General features: G+C 57.7%; 18 protein-coding genes and 1 tRNA gene. 8 read left to right on the forward strand and 11 right to left on the reverse strand.

Annotated elements, in window-relative coordinates; genetic code table 11:
• Window positions 1-49: 49 nt before the first annotated feature.
• The 5 genes from LGH74_RS11345 to atpD all read right to left on the reverse strand — a co-directional run bounded on the left by LGH74_RS11345 (window position 50) and on the right by atpD (window position 5,086).
• Complete coding sequence (locus LGH74_RS11345; RefSeq protein ID WP_226175727.1) at window positions 50-751, reverse strand: membrane-associated protein; 702 nt, start codon at window positions 749-751, stop codon at window positions 50-52.
• Between the two features lie 241 nt (window positions 752-992).
• A complete protein-coding gene (locus LGH74_RS11350) occupies window positions 993-2,114 on the reverse strand; it encodes a trans-sulfuration enzyme family protein (protein WP_226175728.1) in 1,122 nt (373 codons plus the stop codon).
• Window positions 2,115-2,177: 63 nt separating this feature from the next.
• A complete protein-coding gene (locus LGH74_RS11355) occupies window positions 2,178-3,062 on the reverse strand; it encodes a tetratricopeptide repeat protein (protein WP_226175729.1) in 885 nt (294 codons plus the stop codon).
• Between the two features lie 157 nt (window positions 3,063-3,219).
• The gene (atpC, locus tag LGH74_RS11360; protein WP_135496997.1) at window positions 3,220-3,465 is read right to left on the reverse strand and encodes an ATP synthase F1 subunit epsilon; all 246 of its coding nucleotides are present in this window, start codon (window positions 3,463-3,465) and stop codon (window positions 3,220-3,222) included.
• A 115-nt stretch (window positions 3,466-3,580) separates the two neighbouring features.
• Complete coding sequence (atpD, locus tag LGH74_RS11365) at window positions 3,581-5,086, reverse strand: F0F1 ATP synthase subunit beta (RefSeq protein ID WP_226175731.1); 1,506 nt, start codon at window positions 5,084-5,086, stop codon at window positions 3,581-3,583.
• A 275-nt stretch (window positions 5,087-5,361) separates the two neighbouring features.
• On the opposite strand from atpD, the gene LGH74_RS11370 reads away from it, so the two are divergent.
• From LGH74_RS11370 to pth, 5 genes are all read left to right on the forward strand, one after another.
• Window positions 5,362-5,434 (forward strand) — tRNA-Gln (locus LGH74_RS11370).
• A 100-nt stretch (window positions 5,435-5,534) separates the two neighbouring features.
• On the forward strand, window positions 5,535-6,464 hold the full coding sequence (locus tag LGH74_RS11375) for a ribose-phosphate pyrophosphokinase (RefSeq protein ID WP_226175733.1): 930 nt from the start codon (window positions 5,535-5,537) through the stop codon (window positions 6,462-6,464).
• Window positions 6,465-6,563: 99 nt separating this feature from the next.
• The gene (locus tag LGH74_RS11380) at window positions 6,564-7,619 is read left to right on the forward strand and encodes a DUF6340 family protein (protein ID WP_226175736.1); all 1,056 of its coding nucleotides are present in this window, start codon (window positions 6,564-6,566) and stop codon (window positions 7,617-7,619) included.
• Between the two features lie 127 nt (window positions 7,620-7,746).
• Window positions 7,747-8,319, forward strand: coding sequence for a 50S ribosomal protein L25/general stress protein Ctc (locus tag LGH74_RS11385; protein ID WP_226175739.1), 573 nt, complete (start codon window positions 7,747-7,749; stop codon window positions 8,317-8,319).
• Between the two features lie 88 nt (window positions 8,320-8,407).
• Window positions 8,408-8,974, forward strand: coding sequence for an aminoacyl-tRNA hydrolase (pth, locus tag LGH74_RS11390; protein ID WP_226175743.1), 567 nt, complete (start codon window positions 8,408-8,410; stop codon window positions 8,972-8,974).
• Window positions 8,975-9,176: 202 nt separating this feature from the next.
• Here the strand turns inward: pth and metG are convergent, their stop codons facing one another.
• Window positions 9,177-11,222, reverse strand: a complete 2,046-nt coding sequence (gene metG / locus LGH74_RS11395; RefSeq protein ID WP_226175750.1) for a methionine--tRNA ligase — start codon at window positions 11,220-11,222, stop codon at window positions 9,177-9,179.
• Window positions 11,223-11,434: 212 nt separating this feature from the next.
• Between metG and LGH74_RS11400 the strand changes: the two genes are divergently transcribed.
• Entirely contained in the window at window positions 11,435-12,073 is a 639-nt protein-coding gene (locus LGH74_RS11400; protein WP_226175751.1) for a hypothetical protein, read from the forward strand.
• A 70-nt stretch (window positions 12,074-12,143) separates the two neighbouring features.
• Here LGH74_RS11400 and LGH74_RS11405 read toward each other — a convergent pair whose 3' ends face one another.
• From LGH74_RS11405 to msrB, 3 genes are all read right to left on the reverse strand, one after another.
• A complete protein-coding gene (locus tag LGH74_RS11405) occupies window positions 12,144-12,500 on the reverse strand; it encodes a hypothetical protein (protein WP_226175752.1) in 357 nt (118 codons plus the stop codon).
• A 69-nt stretch (window positions 12,501-12,569) separates the two neighbouring features.
• Window positions 12,570-13,367, reverse strand: a complete 798-nt coding sequence (locus LGH74_RS11410; RefSeq protein ID WP_226175753.1) for a DUF3050 domain-containing protein — start codon at window positions 13,365-13,367, stop codon at window positions 12,570-12,572.
• Between the two features lie 123 nt (window positions 13,368-13,490).
• A complete protein-coding gene (msrB, locus tag LGH74_RS11415; protein WP_226175754.1) occupies window positions 13,491-14,051 on the reverse strand; it encodes a peptide-methionine (R)-S-oxide reductase MsrB in 561 nt (186 codons plus the stop codon).
• A gap of 189 nt (window positions 14,052-14,240) precedes the next feature.
• Between msrB and typA the strand changes: the two genes are divergently transcribed.
• Together typA and LGH74_RS11425 are read left to right on the forward strand one after the other, a co-directional pair.
• The gene (typA, locus tag LGH74_RS11420) at window positions 14,241-16,049 is read left to right on the forward strand and encodes a translational GTPase TypA (protein ID WP_226175755.1); all 1,809 of its coding nucleotides are present in this window, start codon (window positions 14,241-14,243) and stop codon (window positions 16,047-16,049) included.
• A 131-nt stretch (window positions 16,050-16,180) separates the two neighbouring features.
• Window positions 16,181-16,924, forward strand: coding sequence for a YqjF family protein (locus LGH74_RS11425; RefSeq protein ID WP_226175756.1), 744 nt, complete (start codon window positions 16,181-16,183; stop codon window positions 16,922-16,924).
• A 33-nt stretch (window positions 16,925-16,957) separates the two neighbouring features.
• Here LGH74_RS11425 and LGH74_RS11430 read toward each other — a convergent pair whose 3' ends face one another.
• Window positions 16,958-17,230, reverse strand: a complete 273-nt coding sequence (locus LGH74_RS11430; RefSeq protein WP_226175757.1) for an acylphosphatase — start codon at window positions 17,228-17,230, stop codon at window positions 16,958-16,960.
• Window positions 17,231-17,367: 137 nt separating this feature from the next.
• Entirely contained in the window at window positions 17,368-18,174 is an 807-nt protein-coding gene (locus LGH74_RS11435; RefSeq protein WP_226175758.1) for a TrmH family RNA methyltransferase, read from the reverse strand.
• Window positions 18,175-18,178 lie beyond the last annotated feature (4 nt).

Genomic DNA, 18,178 nt, shown 5'->3' on the forward strand with positions numbered 1-18,178 from the left:
TGCAGGTAGCCCGCCAAGTGCTGGGGTATCGGCAATGTTGCTCTACCAGCTAGGCTCCCGCCGGTAGAGCTATAGCAGTGGGTTGGGCGGCAACGGTGGCAGCCGGACGGGCTTTGCGGCCGAACAGTTTCTTCAGCACAAAGTGCGTGGGCAAATAGAACACGATGAACAAGGCAGCCATCCAGGCCAGCAGGTAAGCCGGCGCAGGCATCCAGGTTTGGGCCTTGGCATCATCGAAGCCGAAGACGTAATTGATGTTGACCGGAATTTTGGGGTCGGGCAGCACGGTGCCGGCAGCGGGCAGCAGAAAGTAGGCCACCAGGCACAAGCTCCAGCCGAGGCCCGTCCAGGCCCACAGGGCCCGCCGGTCGTAGCCCAGGCGCTTCACCATGAAAAGCAGCAGGAACGGCAGCCAACCATGGAAGAACGACAAGCCGCGCAGAAATAACGAGCGGTTGGGGTCAAACATGTAGGCTGTCATGCCCACCAGATGCACGCCAACCAGCTCACCCAGAAAATCAGCGCACCAGAATACCTGGGGCAGCAGAATCCCTACGGCCGCCATGGAGGCGGGCAGACGTGCTTCCGTCCAGAGGCTGATGAGACAAAGCAGCAGGGCAATGTCGCAGAAGTACAGGAAGTTGGTTGGGCCGTAGTTGAAATAATAAACCGGCACCATCACGGCCAGAAACAGGCTGTAGGCTATTTTGAGCGTAAGCGGCAGACGGGATGAAGCAGAAGCAGGCGTCATAAGGCAAAGGCTTAAGTGAGAACAAGTAGGTGAAGTAACTCAGCGGGCTTAGCAGCCTGCTGATACCACTGCGAAATACGAGAGCCACGAGCCCGCAACAACTCCAAAAATCACATCTACCCGACTTTTGCAACGCCTAAAATAACTAGGCAATATTCTGACTAAAAGCCTGATACACCTTAATCAGCAGACTTTAGAAATACTGAATTTCACCTGTTTATGGTGTGTAAACCGGCTATGCTTACCCGAGTGCCTGAGCCAGATCGGCTAGCAGTTCCTCAATAGGCTCAATGCCGACCGACAGCCGGACCAGCCCCACCGTAATGCCGAGTTGCTGCTGCTGCTCGGTAGTGAGGGAGCGGTGCGACGTGCCCAGCGGGTACGACAATGACGAATCGACACCCGCCAATGATGGTGCGAACGGAAACCGGCGGCTACGCTGCATAAAGGCGTTGACGACCTCCGCATCATCATCCAGCAGAAACGACATCATGCCCCCAAACTGTCCGGCGCCCTGCTCGGCAGCCAGCGCGTGCTGCGGGTGCGCATCCAGTCCCGGGTAATTGACCTGCCGGACTTTTGGGTGCTGCTCCAGAAACTGCGCCACAATCAAGGCGTTGCGACTGTGTTCCCGCATCCGCAGGCGCAGGGTTTTAAGGCCGCGCACCGCCAGCCAGCTTTCCATCGGGCTTAGCGTCAGGCCGTAGAATATGCCGATTTGCCGGAGCCGCGCCACCACTTCTTCGTCGGCTGCTACCACTACGCCCGCCGTCACGTCGCTATGGCCGGAAATGTACTTGGTTACGCTGTGCAGCACAATATCGGCCCCCAGCGCCAGCGGCTGCGTTATAACGGGCGAGGCAAAGGTGTTGTCCACCACCAGCTTCAGGCCGTGCCGGTGGCATTCCGCAGCCAGTCGGCGCAAATCGGCCACGCGTAGCAGCGGGTTGCTGATAGTTTCGGCCAGCAACAGCCGCGTGGTGGGCTGCACAAACTCCGCCAGCTCATACAGCTGCTCAAATGGCACGTACGATGCCGTGATGCCCATTCGGCTCAGCTCCGCATTGAGTAGTGCCGACGAGCCGCCGTAGATGTCTGCCGCACACAATACATGGTCGCCAGCCTGGCAGCAGGCCAGAATAGCGGCGAAAATAGCCGCCATACCCGAGCCGGTAGCTACTGCCCCGGCCCCGCCTTCCAGCTTGTTTACGGCTTCGGCCAGCTCATCCGAGTTCGGATTGCCGTTGCGCGAGTACAGGTAGCGGCTGCCGGGTTCCCCAAAGTATTGCTCCAGCTCGTTCAGATCGTCAAACTTGAAAACTGAAGTCTGGTAAATCGGGGTGATTTTGGGGGTGATTTTCATGAGTAGAGCAAAGGGCAACTAACGGATATGGCGGCAAGGTACGGCTGCAAAATCAGCCATACTCTATTTCATTTGCCGAATTTCCTTACTGAGGTCAGTGGCCGCCTCACGACCTTCCGGCAGCTTGCGCAAAGCCGTAACGTACTGCTGGGCCTGCTCTTTGTGGCCCAGCTCTATTTCCACCTTGGTCAGGTTGGCCAGCGTCTGCCAGTCGTTGGGCTTGCGAGTATTGGCCTGCTGAAAAAGCTCCAGCGACTTTGGCCACTGCTTCTTTTGCGCGTAGTACGTGCCCAGGTTGAACGGGGCCAACGAACTTTCGGGGTAGTATTTGCCCAACAGCTCGGCCAGTTGCCGCACTACCTCGTCGGCTTCGGAATTCTGCATTTGCCAGTAGGGTAGCATATACTCTTCCAGGCTTTCGGGCACGAAAACCTTTTCTACTGCCGGCAAAGCTGCTCCGTCCTTCCAACGCCAAGGCTTGCCGCTAGCTTGCCGGTCGGCCAGAGCGGCGGACAGCACCTCAATTTCCGCGGCCGGCTCCCCGGTTAGCTCGTAGGTTTTGGCCAGGCCAAAACGCATGTCCAACCGGTCGGGCGCTACCCGGATACCCTCGCGCAACGTAGTGCGCGCCGCCGCCAATATTGTTGGCTCGTAGCCCTCACTGATAGAGCCGGCCGCGTCGCCATTGGCCTTATTGAACACCAGTCCGCCTTTTTTGTCGGGGTCGGAGCTGACTACAACCCGGTAGGATTTCTTTAGTAGGTAATTAAAGTTGGCCACGTGCCAATCGGGGTCCTGCGGCTTCTGCTGCTGCCAGACCTTCAACACCTGGTGAGCTTTGGCGGTATCCTGAGCCTGCATAGCCCGCCGAAAATCAATCTGATGGTTCTGCGCATTGCCAGTGTGAAAGCCCAGGAGCAGCAGGGAACTAAGAAGCAGCTTAGTCATAAAATAAGGTTCGGTAAATAAGGATGAATGCATAGTGCAAACTACGGCGGCCCCGGGTTTTTCACGCTGCCGCCCCCAACTAATTCCGAAAATATCGGCCACGAAAAAACCCCGCACCTGTTGCCAGATGCGGGGCTTCTCTTATCGTTTAAGCCGGTTACGCTACCGCGCCTTCAGCCAGTACAATCACATTGTTGCGGAGCACTTCCACCACACCACCTTCAATACGGAAGGATTCGCGGCCGGCCGCACCCACTACCGTGATGTCACCCGATTTGAGGGCGCTAATCAGCGGAGCGTGGTTGTTCAGGACCTCAAACAGCCCATCGGTACCCGGAAATTGCGCCGACACTACGTCGCCAGCAAATACTTTCCGGTCCGGCGTGATGATTTCTAAATGCATGGTATTAATGTGCTAATGTGGGAATGTGCTGATGTGTTAATTAAGGTGCTGATGCACTAATCGGGAATTCCGAATTAGCACATCAGCACATTTAATCACATTCGCACATTAGAAATTATTTCGCTTCGGCAATCAGACGCTCACCTTTGGCTACGGCATCCTCAATGGTGCCTACCAAGTTGAAAGCAGCCTCGGGCAGGTGGTCGTAGGTACCGTCGATGATGGCGTTGAAGCCTTTGATGGTATCCTTAATGTCAACCAGTACGCCGGCCAGGCCGGTGAACTGCTCGGCTACGAAGAAGGGCTGCGACAGGAAACGCTGTACCCGACGGGCGCGCGTTACGGTCAGCTTATCCTCTTCCGAGAGTTCGTCCATACCCAGAATGGCGATGATGTCCTGCAGTTCTTTGTAGCGCTGCAGAATCTCCTTCACGCGCTGAGCCGTGTTGTAGTGCTCGTCGCCGAGAACTTCAATCGACAGGATGCGCGAGGTGGAGTCCAGTGGGTCCACGGCGGGATAAATGCCCAGCTCAGCAATTTTCCGCGACAGTACCGTCGTGGCGTCCAAGTGAGCAAAGGTGTTAGCCGGAGCCGGGTCAGTCAAGTCATCGGCAGGTACATATACAGCCTGTACCGACGTGATAGAGCCACGCTTGGTCGAGGTGATACGCTCCTGCATGGCACCCATTTCGGTAGCCAGCGTGGGCTGGTAACCTACGGCCGATGGCATCCGGCCCAGCAGAGCCGATACTTCCGAACCAGCCTGGGTGAAGCGGAAAATGTTGTCAATGAAGAACAGGATGTCGCGGCCGGCGCCGGTGCCATCACCGTCGCGGAAGTTCTCCGCAATGGTCAGACCCGACAGGGCTACGCGGGCCCGGGCTCCGGGGGGCTCGTTCATCTGGCCGAACACCAGGGTAGCCTGCGACTTGAGCAGTTCGTTCTGGTCAACCTTCGAGAGGTCCCAGCCGCCCTGCTCCATCGAGTGCTTGAACTCCTCACCGTACTTGATGATGTCCGACTCAATGAATTCGCGCAGCAAGTCATTGCCTTCGCGGGTACGCTCGCCCACACCGGCAAATACCGACAGACCAGCGTAAGCTTTGGCAATGTTGTTTACCAGCTCCATGATCAGTACGGTTTTACCAACGCCGGCACCACCGAACAAACCAATCTTGCCACCTTTTACATAAGGGGCGAGCAGGTCAATTACTTTGATACCCGTGAACAGGATTTCCGACGACGTGGCCAGATCCTCGAAGGGCGGTGGCTGGCGGTGAATCGGCAGCGGACCGTCGCTCTTGGGCTGGGGAATACCGTCGATGGCATAGCCGATGACGTTGAACAGGCGACCTTTCACGCCTTCGCCCGTGGGCATCGACATGGGTGCGCCCAGGTTGCGCACTACCGCACCACGGGTCAGACCTTCGGTCGAGTCCATGGCAATGGTGCGTACCCGGTCTTCACCGAGGTGTTGCTGGCACTCCAGGATGACTACCTGGCCGTTGTCTTTCGTGACTTCGAGTGCGTCGAGGATGTTGGGAAGCGTAGAGCCTTCACCCGCGAAGCTCACGTCCACAACGGGACCGATTACCTGGGTGATTTTACCGTTATTCGCCATTGCGAGTCTTTATATAGATGGGTGCAACGTTTTCAGGGTGCAAAACTACGGCTTAATCCCGGCTTTGCCAAAGACCCGCCGGAGTAAAGTTCGGGCCTTTTTTTCACCTCCAATCCACCCTGATTATCAGTCCGTAAGGCCGAAAACCGCATATTTCCCGGGTTAGGCCTCGAAATATTTTTGAAATATTTTTGCGGGAAAATTTGCCTTGAATCTTTCCCGTGGTACATTTGCAGACCCAAACGGCACACCCACACCGGTAGCCGCTTGGATATTGTCCGATGGTGTAACCGGCAACACGCTTGATTTTGATTCAAGAAAGTCCAGGTTCGAGCCCTGGTCGGACAACTGACTAAGTAACGCGAAAGGCGCTGATTCTTCCTCCCCGGAAGAGTCGGCGCCTTTCGCTTTTTCCGTTTCTTCCGTTTTCGCCCCCTTTCCCCTCTCCATGGCTCAGTTGGTTAAAATCTTTGCAGGAAATGCGTCTCCTGAACTCGGCAAAGCAATTGCCGAAGCATACGGTACCCGCCTCGGCGACTTAAGCATTCAGCGCTTCGCCGATACGGAGCTCGGGCCCAGCTTCAACGAAAGTGTGCGGGGCTGCGCGGTGTTTCTGATTCAGAGCACCAACCCGCCGGCCGAAAACCTGATGGAGCTGATGCTGATGGTGGATGCTGCCAAGCGCGCCTCGGCCGCCTCGGTTACCGTGGTGATGCCCTACTTCGGCTACGCCCGCCAGGACCGCAAGGACAAGCCGCGCGTAAGCATCGGGGCCAAAGTCGTGGCCGAGTTCATTCAGAGCGTAGGCACCGACCGCCTGATGACCTGCGACCTGCACGCCGGCCAGATTCAGGGCTTCTTCGACATTCCCGTCGATCATCTGGATGGCGCTACGGTGTCGGCGCCTTATATCAAGTCGCTGAACCTGGACGACCTCATCTTCGCCTCGCCCGACGTGGGCGGCGTGGTGCGCACCCGAGCTTTTGCCAAGAAGTTCGGCGCTGAAATCGTCGTCTGCGACAAAATGCGCCTGCGGGCCAATGAAATCGCCTCGATGCAGGTAATCGGCGACGTGACGGGCATGAACGTGGTGCTCGTGGACGACATCGTGGATACGGCCGGCACCATTTGCAAAGCCGCTGAGCTGCTGATGGAGCGCGGTGCCAAATCGGTGCGCGCCGTTATTACCCACGGCGTACTCAGCGGCCCGGCCCACGAGCGGATTCGCAACTCGGTATTGGAAGAGCTGGTCATCACCGACACGATTCCGCTAAAAGAGGAGAACCACAAGATTCGGGTAATTTCCCTGGCCAACCTGTTTGCCCAGGCCATCCGCAACGTGGTGACCCACGAAAGCATTAGTTCCTTGTTTATCTAACCACCAGGTCGGGTCATAAAATAGCCGGAGCCAATTTTGGCATGGTGTTGAAGAGAGGGAACTGAAAAGTTCCCTCTCTTCTCGTTTTATTTTCCGACTATGAAATATTCTTTACTTCGCTCTGCCTGGGTTAGCCTGTTCTTCTTAGGCCTAGTCAGCAGCTGCACCACGACCGTTCACCTGGAGGCGCTGGCTCCGGCCTCGGTGCCTATGCCACCGGCCCTGCAGCGCATCGCCACAGCCAACCGCATCCTGCCTGACAGCCGCCGCGACAAATTCTTCGATGTGCTGGAAGGAATTTTTACGGGTGAGGGCCCGATGGTGGACCGGGCCGGGGCGGAAGCCTGTGTGCTGAGCACCGGCGAAGCCCTGATGCGCAACAGCCCGCGTTTCCGCGTGACGCCAGCCAACCTGCAGCTCGTGGGCCGCACGCGCGAGTTTTTCCTGCCGCCCATGGCTCCCGATTACGTTCGGCGGGTGTGCCGCACTTCGCAGGTTGATGGGCTGGTGGTGCTCGAAGCCTTCGACTCCGACATGCAGCTGCAGAAGCGTCAGGAAGAGCGGATTATTAAGGAGAAGGACAAGCCCGACCGGAAAGTACTGGTAACGGTCGTGCACATGGACATGCGCGTCGTAACCGGGTTTCGCACCTATGGCCCCGAGGGGCTGGTAGTCGACCAGGCGCGGCAGGAAGATCATTTGGGCTGGACCAGCGAAGGCGCCACTTACCAGGCCGCGCTGGCCGGCCTGCCCGCCCCGGAGCGCTGCATCCGGGAAGTGGCTCTCCGTATCGGTGACCAGTACGCCCGCCGGATTGCGCCGTCCTACGTGCCGTTGTCGCGCAGCATCTACACCCGGGCCAAGAAGAATACGCACATGCAGCAAGCCCGGCAGTGCGTGCAGGCCACCGACTGGTCTCAGGCCGCGGCCCGCTGGCAGCAGGCCGCCCGCAACCTCAACCACGTAGTAGCGGGCCGGGCCTTTTATAATCTGGCCGTGTACGAGGAAATGAACAACCACCTGCCCGAGGCCATTGACTACGCCCGCAAAGCGGCCTACACCTGCCAAATGCGGCCGGCCGTCGCGTATCTGCGCGTGTTGCAGCAGCGCCAGCAGGCCGAGCAGCTGGTGCAACAACAGCTCGGCCGCCCCTGACCTTGCCTGCCAAACCTGGGGCAAGTTTTAATTGTCGGATAGTCCACCTATCTTTGCGGCCCGTTTTGGGCTGATTGTCAGCTTGGCCGGGAAAACACAATTTACTTTTTCTCAAAAACACAAGCTTATGAAAAGCCTCGAGATTGTAGGGTTTAAAAGAGCGAATCTCGGTAAGAAGGATGCTAAAGCGTTGCGTCTTGACTCGTATGTTCCGTGCGTATTGTACGGTGGCGAAGAGCAGGTACACTTCTCGGCTCCGGCCATCCTCTTCCGCGAATTGCTGTACACGCCCGAAGTACACGTGGTAGACGTGAACGTAGAAGGCACCGTGTACCGGGCTATCGTGCAGGACGCACAGTTCCACCCCGTAAACGAAATGCTCCTCCACGTTGACTTCCTGCTCTTGCAGGACGGCAAAGAAGTGAAAATGGACATTCCCGTGAAGTACGTTGGCGTTTCGCCGGGCGTACTGGCCGGTGGCAAGCTGGTAAGCAAGCTGCGGAAGGTAAAAGTAAAGGCTCTGCCCGAAAACCTGCCCGACTACGTGGAAGTGAACATCTCGGACCTCGAGCTGGGCAAATCCATCAAAGTGAGCAAAGTAGAGCCTAAGAACTACACCATCCTCACCAACGGTGCTTCGCCAATCGCAACGGTGGCCATCCCACGTGCCCTGAAAGGCCAGATGAACGCCGACAAGTAATATCTCTCCGCTCTGCGGTAAGTACGAAAATCCTGTCCTGCCTCGGCGGGACAGGATTTTTTTGCGTTTAAAACCCGTATTTCGCCTTATGAAGTTTCTGGTTATGGCCCTGGGCAATATTGGCCCCGAATACGCCGACACGCGCCACAACATCGGCTTTATGGTAGCCGACTATCTGGCTGCCAAGCACGATGCGCAGTTTGAATTGAAGCGCCACGGTTTCGTCACCGAAATCAAGCACAAGGGCAAAACGCTGGTGCTGGTGAAGCCGACGACCTACATGAACCTGAGCGGTAAAGCCGCCGCCCACTACCTGACGAGCGAGAAAATCCCGAAGGAAAACATGGTGGTAGTAACCGATGACCTGGCCCTACCCTACGGCAAACTGCGGCTGAAAGGCAAAGGCTCGGCCGGTGGCCACAATGGCCTGAAGCATATTCAGGAAACCCTGGGAACCGACGAATACGCCCGCCTGCGCTTCGGCGTGGATGCCAATTTCCCGAAGGGCCGGCAGGTGGATTATGTTTTGAACCCGTTTTCGGCCGATGAGAAAATTGACCTGCCGCTGCGCATCGAAAAAGCCGCCGACGCTATTCTGGCCTTTGCTACCATTGGCCTGGAGCGCGCTATGAACGTGGTGAATGTGAAAGAGTAATGTGCTCAGGTGCTAATGGGTAAAATGTGCTGAATGTTTCATTGCGAGCGAAGCCGAAGCAATCCGTCCTTTGAAATGTGCTCAGCCCTCTAATATAAAAAGCCCTTTCCCGTAACAACAGGAAAGGGCTTTCTGGTAACAGGGCATTACGTACTGCGCAGAGGACGGATTGCTGCGCGTTACTGCAATGACAGTCAATTCTCTACGCTACGTGGCTGCCAGGCTGCACATGCTGGCCGGGCTGCATGAGCTGCAGGGAGCCGTCGGCATTTTCGGCCAGCAGCAGCATACCCTGCGACTCAATACCTTTTATTTCGCGAGGCGCGAGGTTGAGCAGCACCAGTACTTGTTGGCCAACTAAGGCCTCGGGAATGAAGTGCTCGGCAATACCGCTAACAATGGTGCGCTGGTCGAGACCCGTATCGACGGTGAGCTTGAGCAGCTTTTTGGTTTTGGCTACTTTCTCGGCGGCTACTACGGTACCCACACGCAGATCCATGCGGCCGAAATCGTCGAAGCTGACGTCTTCCTTAGCGGGCGCGGCCACGGCGTTGGCCAGCTCGTTGGCTTTTTTGGTATCCAGCAGCTTCTGCACCTGGGCTTCCACGGTGGTATCCTCGATTTTTTCGAACAGCAGCGCGGCAGCTCCTATTTCGTGGCCGGTAGCCAGCGCATCGGGGCGGCCGGCGGCTTGCCAACTGCCTTTTTCCAGGCGCAGCATGTCACCAAGCGTAGCGGCCGATGCGGGCAGGAATGGCTCCATTAACGTAACTAGGCTGGCGGCAATTTGCAAGGCTACGTGGAGCACGGTACCAGTGCGAGCTTCGTCGGTTTTAATCAGTTTCCAAGGCTCGGTTTCGGCCAAGTATTTATTGCCGACGCGGGTCAGATTCATCAATTCATTCAGCGCGTCGCGGAAGCGGTAGTTGTCAATCAGTTCGCCGATACGCTGTGGAAATTCGGCTAATTGCGCCAACGCTTCCAAATCAATTGTTTGCAGCTCGCCATTTATGGCGGGCACTTTGCCGGCAAAGAACTTGTGCGTCAATACCACGGCGCGGTTGACGAAATTACCCAGGTTGGCAACCAGCTCGTTGTTGTTGCGCGCCTGAAAATCCTTCCAGGTAAAATCGTTGTCTTTTGTTTCAGGCGCGTTGGCGCACAGCACGTAGCGCAGCACGTCGGCTTTACCCGGAAAATCCTGCAAATATTCGTGCAGCCACACCGCCCAGTTGCGGCTCGTGCTGATTTTGTCGCCTTCCAGATTCAGGAATTCATTGGCTGGCACATTATCGGGCAGAATATAGTCGCCGTGGGCCTTAAGCATCGCCGGGAAAATGATGCAGTGGAACACGATATTATCCTTGCCGATAAAATGCACCAGCTTGGTGCCGCTGTCTTTCCAATAGGTTTCCCAGGTATCGGGCAGCAGGTCTTTGGTGGCAGAAATGTAGCCGATGGGCGCATCGAACCACACGTAGAGCACTTTGCCCTCGGCGCCAGCTACGGGCACGGGCACGCCCCAGTCCAAGTCACGGGTGACGGCGCGGGGCTGCAGGCCCTGGTCAATCCAAGACTTGCATTGGCCGTACACGTTGGCTTTCCAGTCGGCTTTGTGGCCTTCCACAATCCACTCGCGCAGCCACGGTTCGTACTGGTCGAGGGGCAGATACCAGTGCTTGGTTTCGCGCAATACCGGCTGATTGCCCGAGAGCATGCTGCGCGGATTAATTAATTCGGTGGGGCTCAGCGACGAGCCGCATTTCTCGCACTGGTCGCCGTAGGCATTTTCGTTGCCACAGTTGGGGCAGGTACCTACAATGTAGCGGTCGGCCAGAAATTGTTCGGCTTTTTCGTCGTAGTACTGCTGCGAGGTCTGCTCAATGAATTTATCTTCCTCGTAAAGCTTCTTGAAAAAGCCACTGGCTACTTCGCTGTGCGTTTGGGAAGACGTGCGCGAATAAATATCGAACGACACGCCAAAATCGACGAAGGAGTCGCGAATTATTGCGTGGTATTTATCGACTACCTGCTGGGGTGTAACACCTTCTTTCTGGGCGCGGATGGTAATGGGTACCCCATGCTCATCGGAGCCACAGATAAACTTCACGTCGCGGCCGGCGGCGCGCAGATAACGAACGTAAATATCTGCTGGTAAGTACACGCCGGCCAGATGCCCGATATGCACGGGACCGTTGGCATAGGGCAGCGCGGCCGTGACTGTATAGCGTTGGGGGTAAGCTTGCATATGAAAAAGGAAACAAGAAAAAACAACGAACCGAGAAGCAATATTCAGGGACGAATACTGACTTATTTATTTACAAAGAAACAAGTATTTAAAAGTAAAGCCGACCGAATAAAACCTTAACCTGTCATGGCCGGTAAATACTTCTATATTTGAGCATAACAGCGCCGAAAAACGCTGCTTTTGTGCCTACCTCCTTTTCATTTATCTGCCCCATGAAAAAAAACGCTCAGGATCAGCCCGCAAAGAAGGCCAAGAAAGATCCCGCACAAAAGAAAGAAAAGAAAGACCCTGCACAAAGGGCTCAGCACAAAGCTGATAAAGCCGCTTCACGAGCTTCATCGAAGCTTACCGATGCGCAGACCGAGAAGAAAACCAGCCAGAAAAAGTCCCTGAAAACGGCCGCGAAACAGTTGCAGAAAGAACTGGATCAGCGGATGAAGGAAACTATGGAGCGCATTCGCAAAGAAACGAAAGCCAAGCTCAAAGAAGTAGTTAAAGATGCAACCAAGCGCCTCGATCTTGACACGGAGCGCATGTTCGAACAAGCGCTGCATACCATAGTACGTCACTACGACGGCAACGCTTCCGTAGCCACTTCCGACAGCATCTCCACGACCGAGGATATTACTCCTGAAAAAGCCAGCAGCCAAGGAAAAGCCTCAGTCGCAACAATCAACAAGAACGGCACTCCACGGAAGCCTCGTACCACGCCAGCCGCCGCCCCTGCCGCCCCCGCGCGACGGGGCCGCCCGACTACTGTCGGCAGTGCTGCCCCCCGAGTGCGTAAGCCAACACCACCTAAAACGCCGGCCGCCGACGCTACTGCGCCAGCGGCTGAAACCAACAGCTAGAAAAGTTGATCATAGCCTGATAAGGCGCCAAAGGGTCTGCTTTCCTGACGGGAAGCAGGTCCTTTGGCGCTTAAGGCAGGCGGCGCACAGTATCTACCGGAGCCCCGTTCAGGCGGCGCAACCGGGTTTCATTGGTCGTGTTATTGGGGTCGTTGGTATTCACGCTTTCCACGCGCTTGCGCGAGTTGATGCCACTAGCCTGTTCCCGCACCTCTACCCGCCCCGGGGTGGCATCAGGAGCCGAACCGCCGTAACCACCATTACTGTTGTAAGCCGCTTGACGGTCGGCATCGGTACGAATGGCAGTGGGCACCGGGGCACGGTCTACTTCGGCAGCACTTTCCTGACTGGCCGTACAGGCCGTCAGCCAGCTGCTACTTAACAACAGCAACAGGCGAAACGAGGGAAATATAGATTGAGCAGTCATGGCTACAATAGGTTAGAGCAGCCACTTGGACGGGGCTACTCGCTTACAACGCGTAGCTGGCCCGGTAAGTTAGCTTAGCGGCACCGGAGCGGTGGCATCCATAGCCTGCCGGATACCGTCCCAGAGCGCCACGCGGGCCTGCATGCAGCGGGCTGCCACTTCCCGTGCCTCGTCCCACTTCTGCTCATTATCACCGCAGAGCTCCCGCACCATCTGCTCGGCCAGGGGCGTGTGTACCTCCTCATCGAGCTGAATATGGCGGTTGAGGTAATACGTAAACGTTTCGAGCTGGCCGGGAAAGCGCTGTCCCAGATCGGCTACCAAGTGGCGGAACATATCTGGAATTACGTCTTCGCGGCCGAAGGTAAAGGCCGAGGCCACAGCGTAGGATTTGCCAGAATTGATGACGTTGAACGTGCTGAGCACAAACTGCTGCACGGCATACGGCACATTAGCCTGCAGCAGCGCCATTTCCACCGATTCGCCCACCGACAGCGCGTCGAGTAGCTTGCGGATAGGCTGGGTATCGGCCCCACACTCTTCCATGGCCCGCAGATACAGCTCGAAATGGCTGGCCGGCTGCCCGTGCTGGTCCACGTCGGTTTCCTCTTCCAGCACGATTTCGTTAATAAGCCGGCGTGTGGCAGGGTTGCCGCGCGGTACCCACGGCACCGTGACGCAGGTCAGGTCGCGCTGCAGGCACTTGAGTAGCGACATAAAATCCCAGACGGCAAACACGTGGTACTGCATAAACTGGCGCAGGTCTTCCAACGTGCGGATGCCCTGGTACACATTGTGGGCCACGAGCTGCTCACGGGCCGGGGCCAGCTGCTGCTGTAACGTGCGGATTGGATCAACGGAAGTCATAGGCAGGAGTTTACAAAGCTAGTTGTGCGCTTGGGGCCGCCGGTACTAGCAGCGGCAGGCGCAGCAAAAAACAGCCCGCTGAGTGGTCGGCGGGCTGTGGGGAAGGGCAAATATCGGACTCTTTTACTTGGTCTTCTCGAAAACCATACCGTCTGAGTCCATGCAGTAGCGCATGCCGGTAGGTTTGGGGCCGTCGTCGAAAACGTGGCCGAGGTGGCCGCCGCACTTGGCGCACACTAGCTCGTCGCGGCTCATGCCGTGGGTGTCGTCGGCAGTTACTTTTAGGCTGGCTTCGCTGGCTGGGGCCCAGAAACTGGGCCAGCCGGTACCACTCTCAAATTTGGTGTCGGAAGAGAAGAGTAGGTTATGGTCGGCGGCGCAGTAGTAATTGCCTTTTTCGTGGTTGTCGAAGTATTTATTATTAAAGGCCTGCTCGGTACCTTGCTGACGCAGAATGAAATACTGAGCCGGCGTGAGCTGGGCTTTCCACTGCGCGTCGGTTTTGCGCACCGGAAACTCGTCGGGCTTGTGCGTCACCGGCTGGGGCTTGGGGTAGGCTTTGGCCGCGGCCGTGGGCTGGGTGGGCGCCTGAGGCTTTTCGGCGGCTAAGTTCTGGCGCTTCTGGGAGCAGGCCGAGCTCAAAGTAAGGGAGGAAAGCAGCAGAATCAGAAGGGGGGTGCGCATGGGGAAGAGAGGAGAATAAACAGGAAGTAAAGCCGCAGCACAGGACGCTGCCGACCGAATAAACATACGCGGCCGAGCTTCCGTTCGGTTTAGCTAAGGCCGTGCCTTTCAGTCGGAACAGCTAACATTTTGATAACTCGGGCTTTTACGATAAGAAATACTTACCTTTGCACCCGGAAAACCCTTTGTATGCAGAACATCCGGAATATCGCAATCATTGCGCACGTTGACCACGGCAAGACGACGCTCGTGGACAAAATCATTCACGCCTCGAAGCTATTCGACGAGCACCAGCAGTTCGACGACCTGATTCTTGATAACAACGATCTGGAGCGCGAGCGGGGCATCACCATCGTTTCCAAGAACGTATCCGTCCGCTATAAGGACGTTAAAATCAACATTATCGACACCCCTGGTCACGCCGACTTCGGCGGCGAGGTGGAGCGGGTTCTGAAGATGGCCGACGGCGTATTGCTGCTCGTTGATGCCTTCGAAGGTGCTATGCCCCAGACGCGCTTCGTACTGGGCAAAGCCATTGATTTGGGCCTGAAGCCCATCGTGGTGGTCAATAAAGTGGATAAGGAAAACTGCCGGCCCGACGAGGTGCACGAGCAGGTATTCGACCTCATGTTCAACCTCGGTGCCAACGAAGACCAGCTGGACTTCGTGACGCTGTACGGCTCTTCAAAGCAGGGCTGGATGAGCACCGACTGGAAAGTGAAGACCGACAACATCATTCCGCTTTTGGATGCTGTAGTGGCTTCGATTCCGCCCGCTCCTACCCTGGACGGCACGCCCCAGATGCAGGTTACCTCGCTCGACTACTCGTCGTTCGTGGGCCGTATTGCCATTGGCCGCGTACACCGCGGTACGCTGAAGGAAGGCTCCAACATGAGCCTGGTGAAGCGTGACGGCACCATCAAGAAAGTTAAGATCAAGGAACTGCAGGTGTTCGAAGGCCTCGGCCGCACCAAGGTTTCCGAAGTTAGCTCGGGCGAAATCTGTGCCGTAACCGGCATCGAAGGCTTCGACATCGGCGACACTATCGCCGACGCCGAAAACCCCGAGGGCCTGACCGTTATCAGCATCGACGAGCCGACGATGAACATGCTGTTCACCATCAACAACTCGCCCTTCTTCGGTAAGGAAGGCAAGTTTGTGACCTCGCGCCACCTGCGTGACCGTCTGTTCAAGGAAACGGAGAAGAACCTGGCCCTGCGCGTGAAGGAAACCGATAAGGAAGACACGTTCCTCGTGTACGGCCGCGGTATTCTTCACTTGTCGGTACTCATCGAGACGATGCGTCGCGAAGGGTTCGAATTGCAGGTTGGCCAGCCGCAGGTACTGTTCCGCGAAGACGAGAATGGCAACCGCACCGAGCCCATCGAGCACCTGGTGGTAGACGTACCGGAGGAAACTGCCGGTAAGGTTATCGAGTTGGTAACGATGCGCAAGGGCGAGCTGACCATCATGGAGCCGAAGGGCGACTTGCAGCACCTCGAGTTCAACATTCCGGCCCGGGGTCTGATTGGCTTGCGCAACAACGTGCTGACCGCCACCGCTGGTGAGGCCATCATGAACCACCGCTTCCAGAGCTACGAGCCGTATAAGGGCGTAATTCCCGGCCGTATTTCCGGCTCGCTGATTTCGATGGACACCGGTGCCGGCACCGCCTACACCATCGACAAGATGCAGGACCGTGGTGAGTTCTTCGTTGACCCAGGCGAAGAAGTATATGCTGGCCAGGTTATCGGTGAGCACACCCGCCCCAACGACTTGACCATCAACATCCAGAAAGGCAAGAAGCTCACGAACATGCGCGCCTCGGGCACGGATGACAACGTGAAAATCGTTCCGAAGCGTCAGTTCTCGCTGGAAGAAGCCATGGAATACATCCAGAAGGATGAGTACTTGGAAGTGACGCCTAAGTCGGTGCGGATGCGCAAAATCCTGCTCGACGAAAACGAGCGTCTGCGCTCGGCCAAGAAAATCGACTAGTTCGTAGTCGGATAAGCTGGAAAAGGGGTGCGGCCAATGGCCGCACCCCTTTTTTATGCTCATTTATTCTCCCTACGGACAGCTACCAGCCGCCTTTAGTTTGTTGTAGACCTGCTGAACCTGTTTTACAAATGTCCTTCGAACCATCATCCCCCCCTAATGGCTTGCCGCTGATGCGGCAGCGCTGGAGTCAGCTGCTGTTTGCACATTGGCCGGTGCCGCCGGAAGTATTGCAGCCCTATCTGCCGGCGCGGCTGGAGCTGGACCTTTTTGAGGGGCAGGCGTGGCTGGGCGTGGTGCCGTTTACGATGAGCCACATCCGGCCACTGGGGCTGCCTGCCGTACCGGGGCTCAACCATCTGCACGAGTTGAACGTGCGCACCTACGCCCGCCTGGATGGCGTGCCGGGCGTGTGGTTTTTGTCGTTGGATGCCACACTGGGCCTAGGCGTATGGGCTGCCCGCACCCTGTTTCACTTGCCCTACCTGCACGCCCGCATGCGCCTCACCGAAACCAACGGTACGCTACGGGCCACAGCCGAGCGGACGCACCGGGGCGCGGCCCCCGCCCACTTCCGGGCCGCCTGGACGCCGGGCGCGGCCCTGCCTCTGGCCCAGCCAGGCACGCTGGCGCACTTTCTCACTGAGCGGTATCATCTCTACACCGCCGGGCCGGATTTGCAGCAAGCCCTCCGGGGCAACCGACTCTGGCGCGGGCAGCTCTATCACGCGCCTTGGCGCCTGCGCACGGCTACGGTCAGCGAGTGGGAATCGACGGTGGTGGAAAGCCACGGGCTGCCAACGCCAGTGGGCCCACCCCTGCTCTACGCCGCCGACGCGCTGAATGTGTGGGTGCGGGAGCTGCGGCGCGTTTGAGGCGGGCTGATGGACGGCACAAATCAGCCCGATTTAGCGGGCAATGCTGAAATCGGCAAAGCCCTGCCCGGGGCCGGGGTTCACCTCCACCCTATCGACGCGGGCCGCCGGCGGGCCTTGGTGGCACCAGGCTTCTAGCGCGTCGAGGGCTTCGGTGGGGCCTTCGGCTTCGATGGTCACGGTGCCGTCGGCGTTGTTGCGGGCGTAGCCGGTGAGGCCTAGGCGCTGGGCTTCGGCGCGGGTGCTCTGGCGGAAGAATACGCCCTGAACCCGGCCATGAACGTGAAATATGCGGTGCGTGCTCATAGCTACAGAGTAGAAGTGGTGCGTGCAAACCGGCCGGCCGGGCGGTGCAGCAGCTGCAAGCTGAATTGCATACGAGGCCCCTTAGCATTCATCCAACCGGGCCTGAAATTTATTTACCCAAGGGTGCGGCGAACCAATTACTGGCGCTGGCGCACGGCTTCGAAGGTGAGCACCGCGGTGGCAATGCTCACGTTGAGCGAGTCGATGTAGCCGCGCATGGGGATGATGATGGTTTCGGAGCAGGCCTCGCGCAGCTCGGGCGTGAGGCCGTCGGCTTCGGTGCCCATCACGAAGGCAGTAGGGCTCCGGAAGTCGTACTCAGTATAGGCCCTGGCAGTGGGCGTGAGGGCGGCGGCGTAGGTGCGGATACTGTTTTGCTGGCACCAGGCCAATACTTCTTCGCGGGTGGAGGCCACGGTGGGCACGGTAAAGATGCAGCCGATGCTGGAGCGGATGGCGTTGGGGTTGTAGAGGTCGGTGCGCGGGTCGCAGATGATGACGGCATCGACCTGGGCCGCATCGGCGGTGCGCAGGATGGCGCCCAGGTTGCCGGGCTTCTCCACGGCTTCCAGAATGAGCAGCAGCGGGTTGGGGGGCAGCGTCAGGGTAGCGAGGTGGCGCTGCGGGGGCCGCACCAGGGCCAGAATCCCATCAGAGCCCTCCCGGTAAGCCACTCGCTCAAACACGGCTTTCGACACTTCAAACCACTCTACCTGCGGCCCCAGGGTGGCCTGCAGCTCGCGCTGTCGGGCGTCGCCGGCCAGCTCGGGGCACACAAACAGGCTGCGGATGTCGATGCCGGCCTGGTGGGCAATGGTCAGCTCACGGTGGCCTTCGATGATGGTAAGCTGCTGCTCGCGCCGCTCGGAGGCCTTTTGCTGGAGGCGCAGCAGGTTTTTGATGCGCGGATTCTGCGGGCTGGTAATCGGGTCGGCGGCGGGCATAGGC

Source organism: Hymenobacter lucidus, assembly GCF_020447265.1.
GTDB classification, from domain to species: Bacteria; Bacteroidota; Bacteroidia; order Cytophagales; family Hymenobacteraceae; genus Hymenobacter; species Hymenobacter lucidus.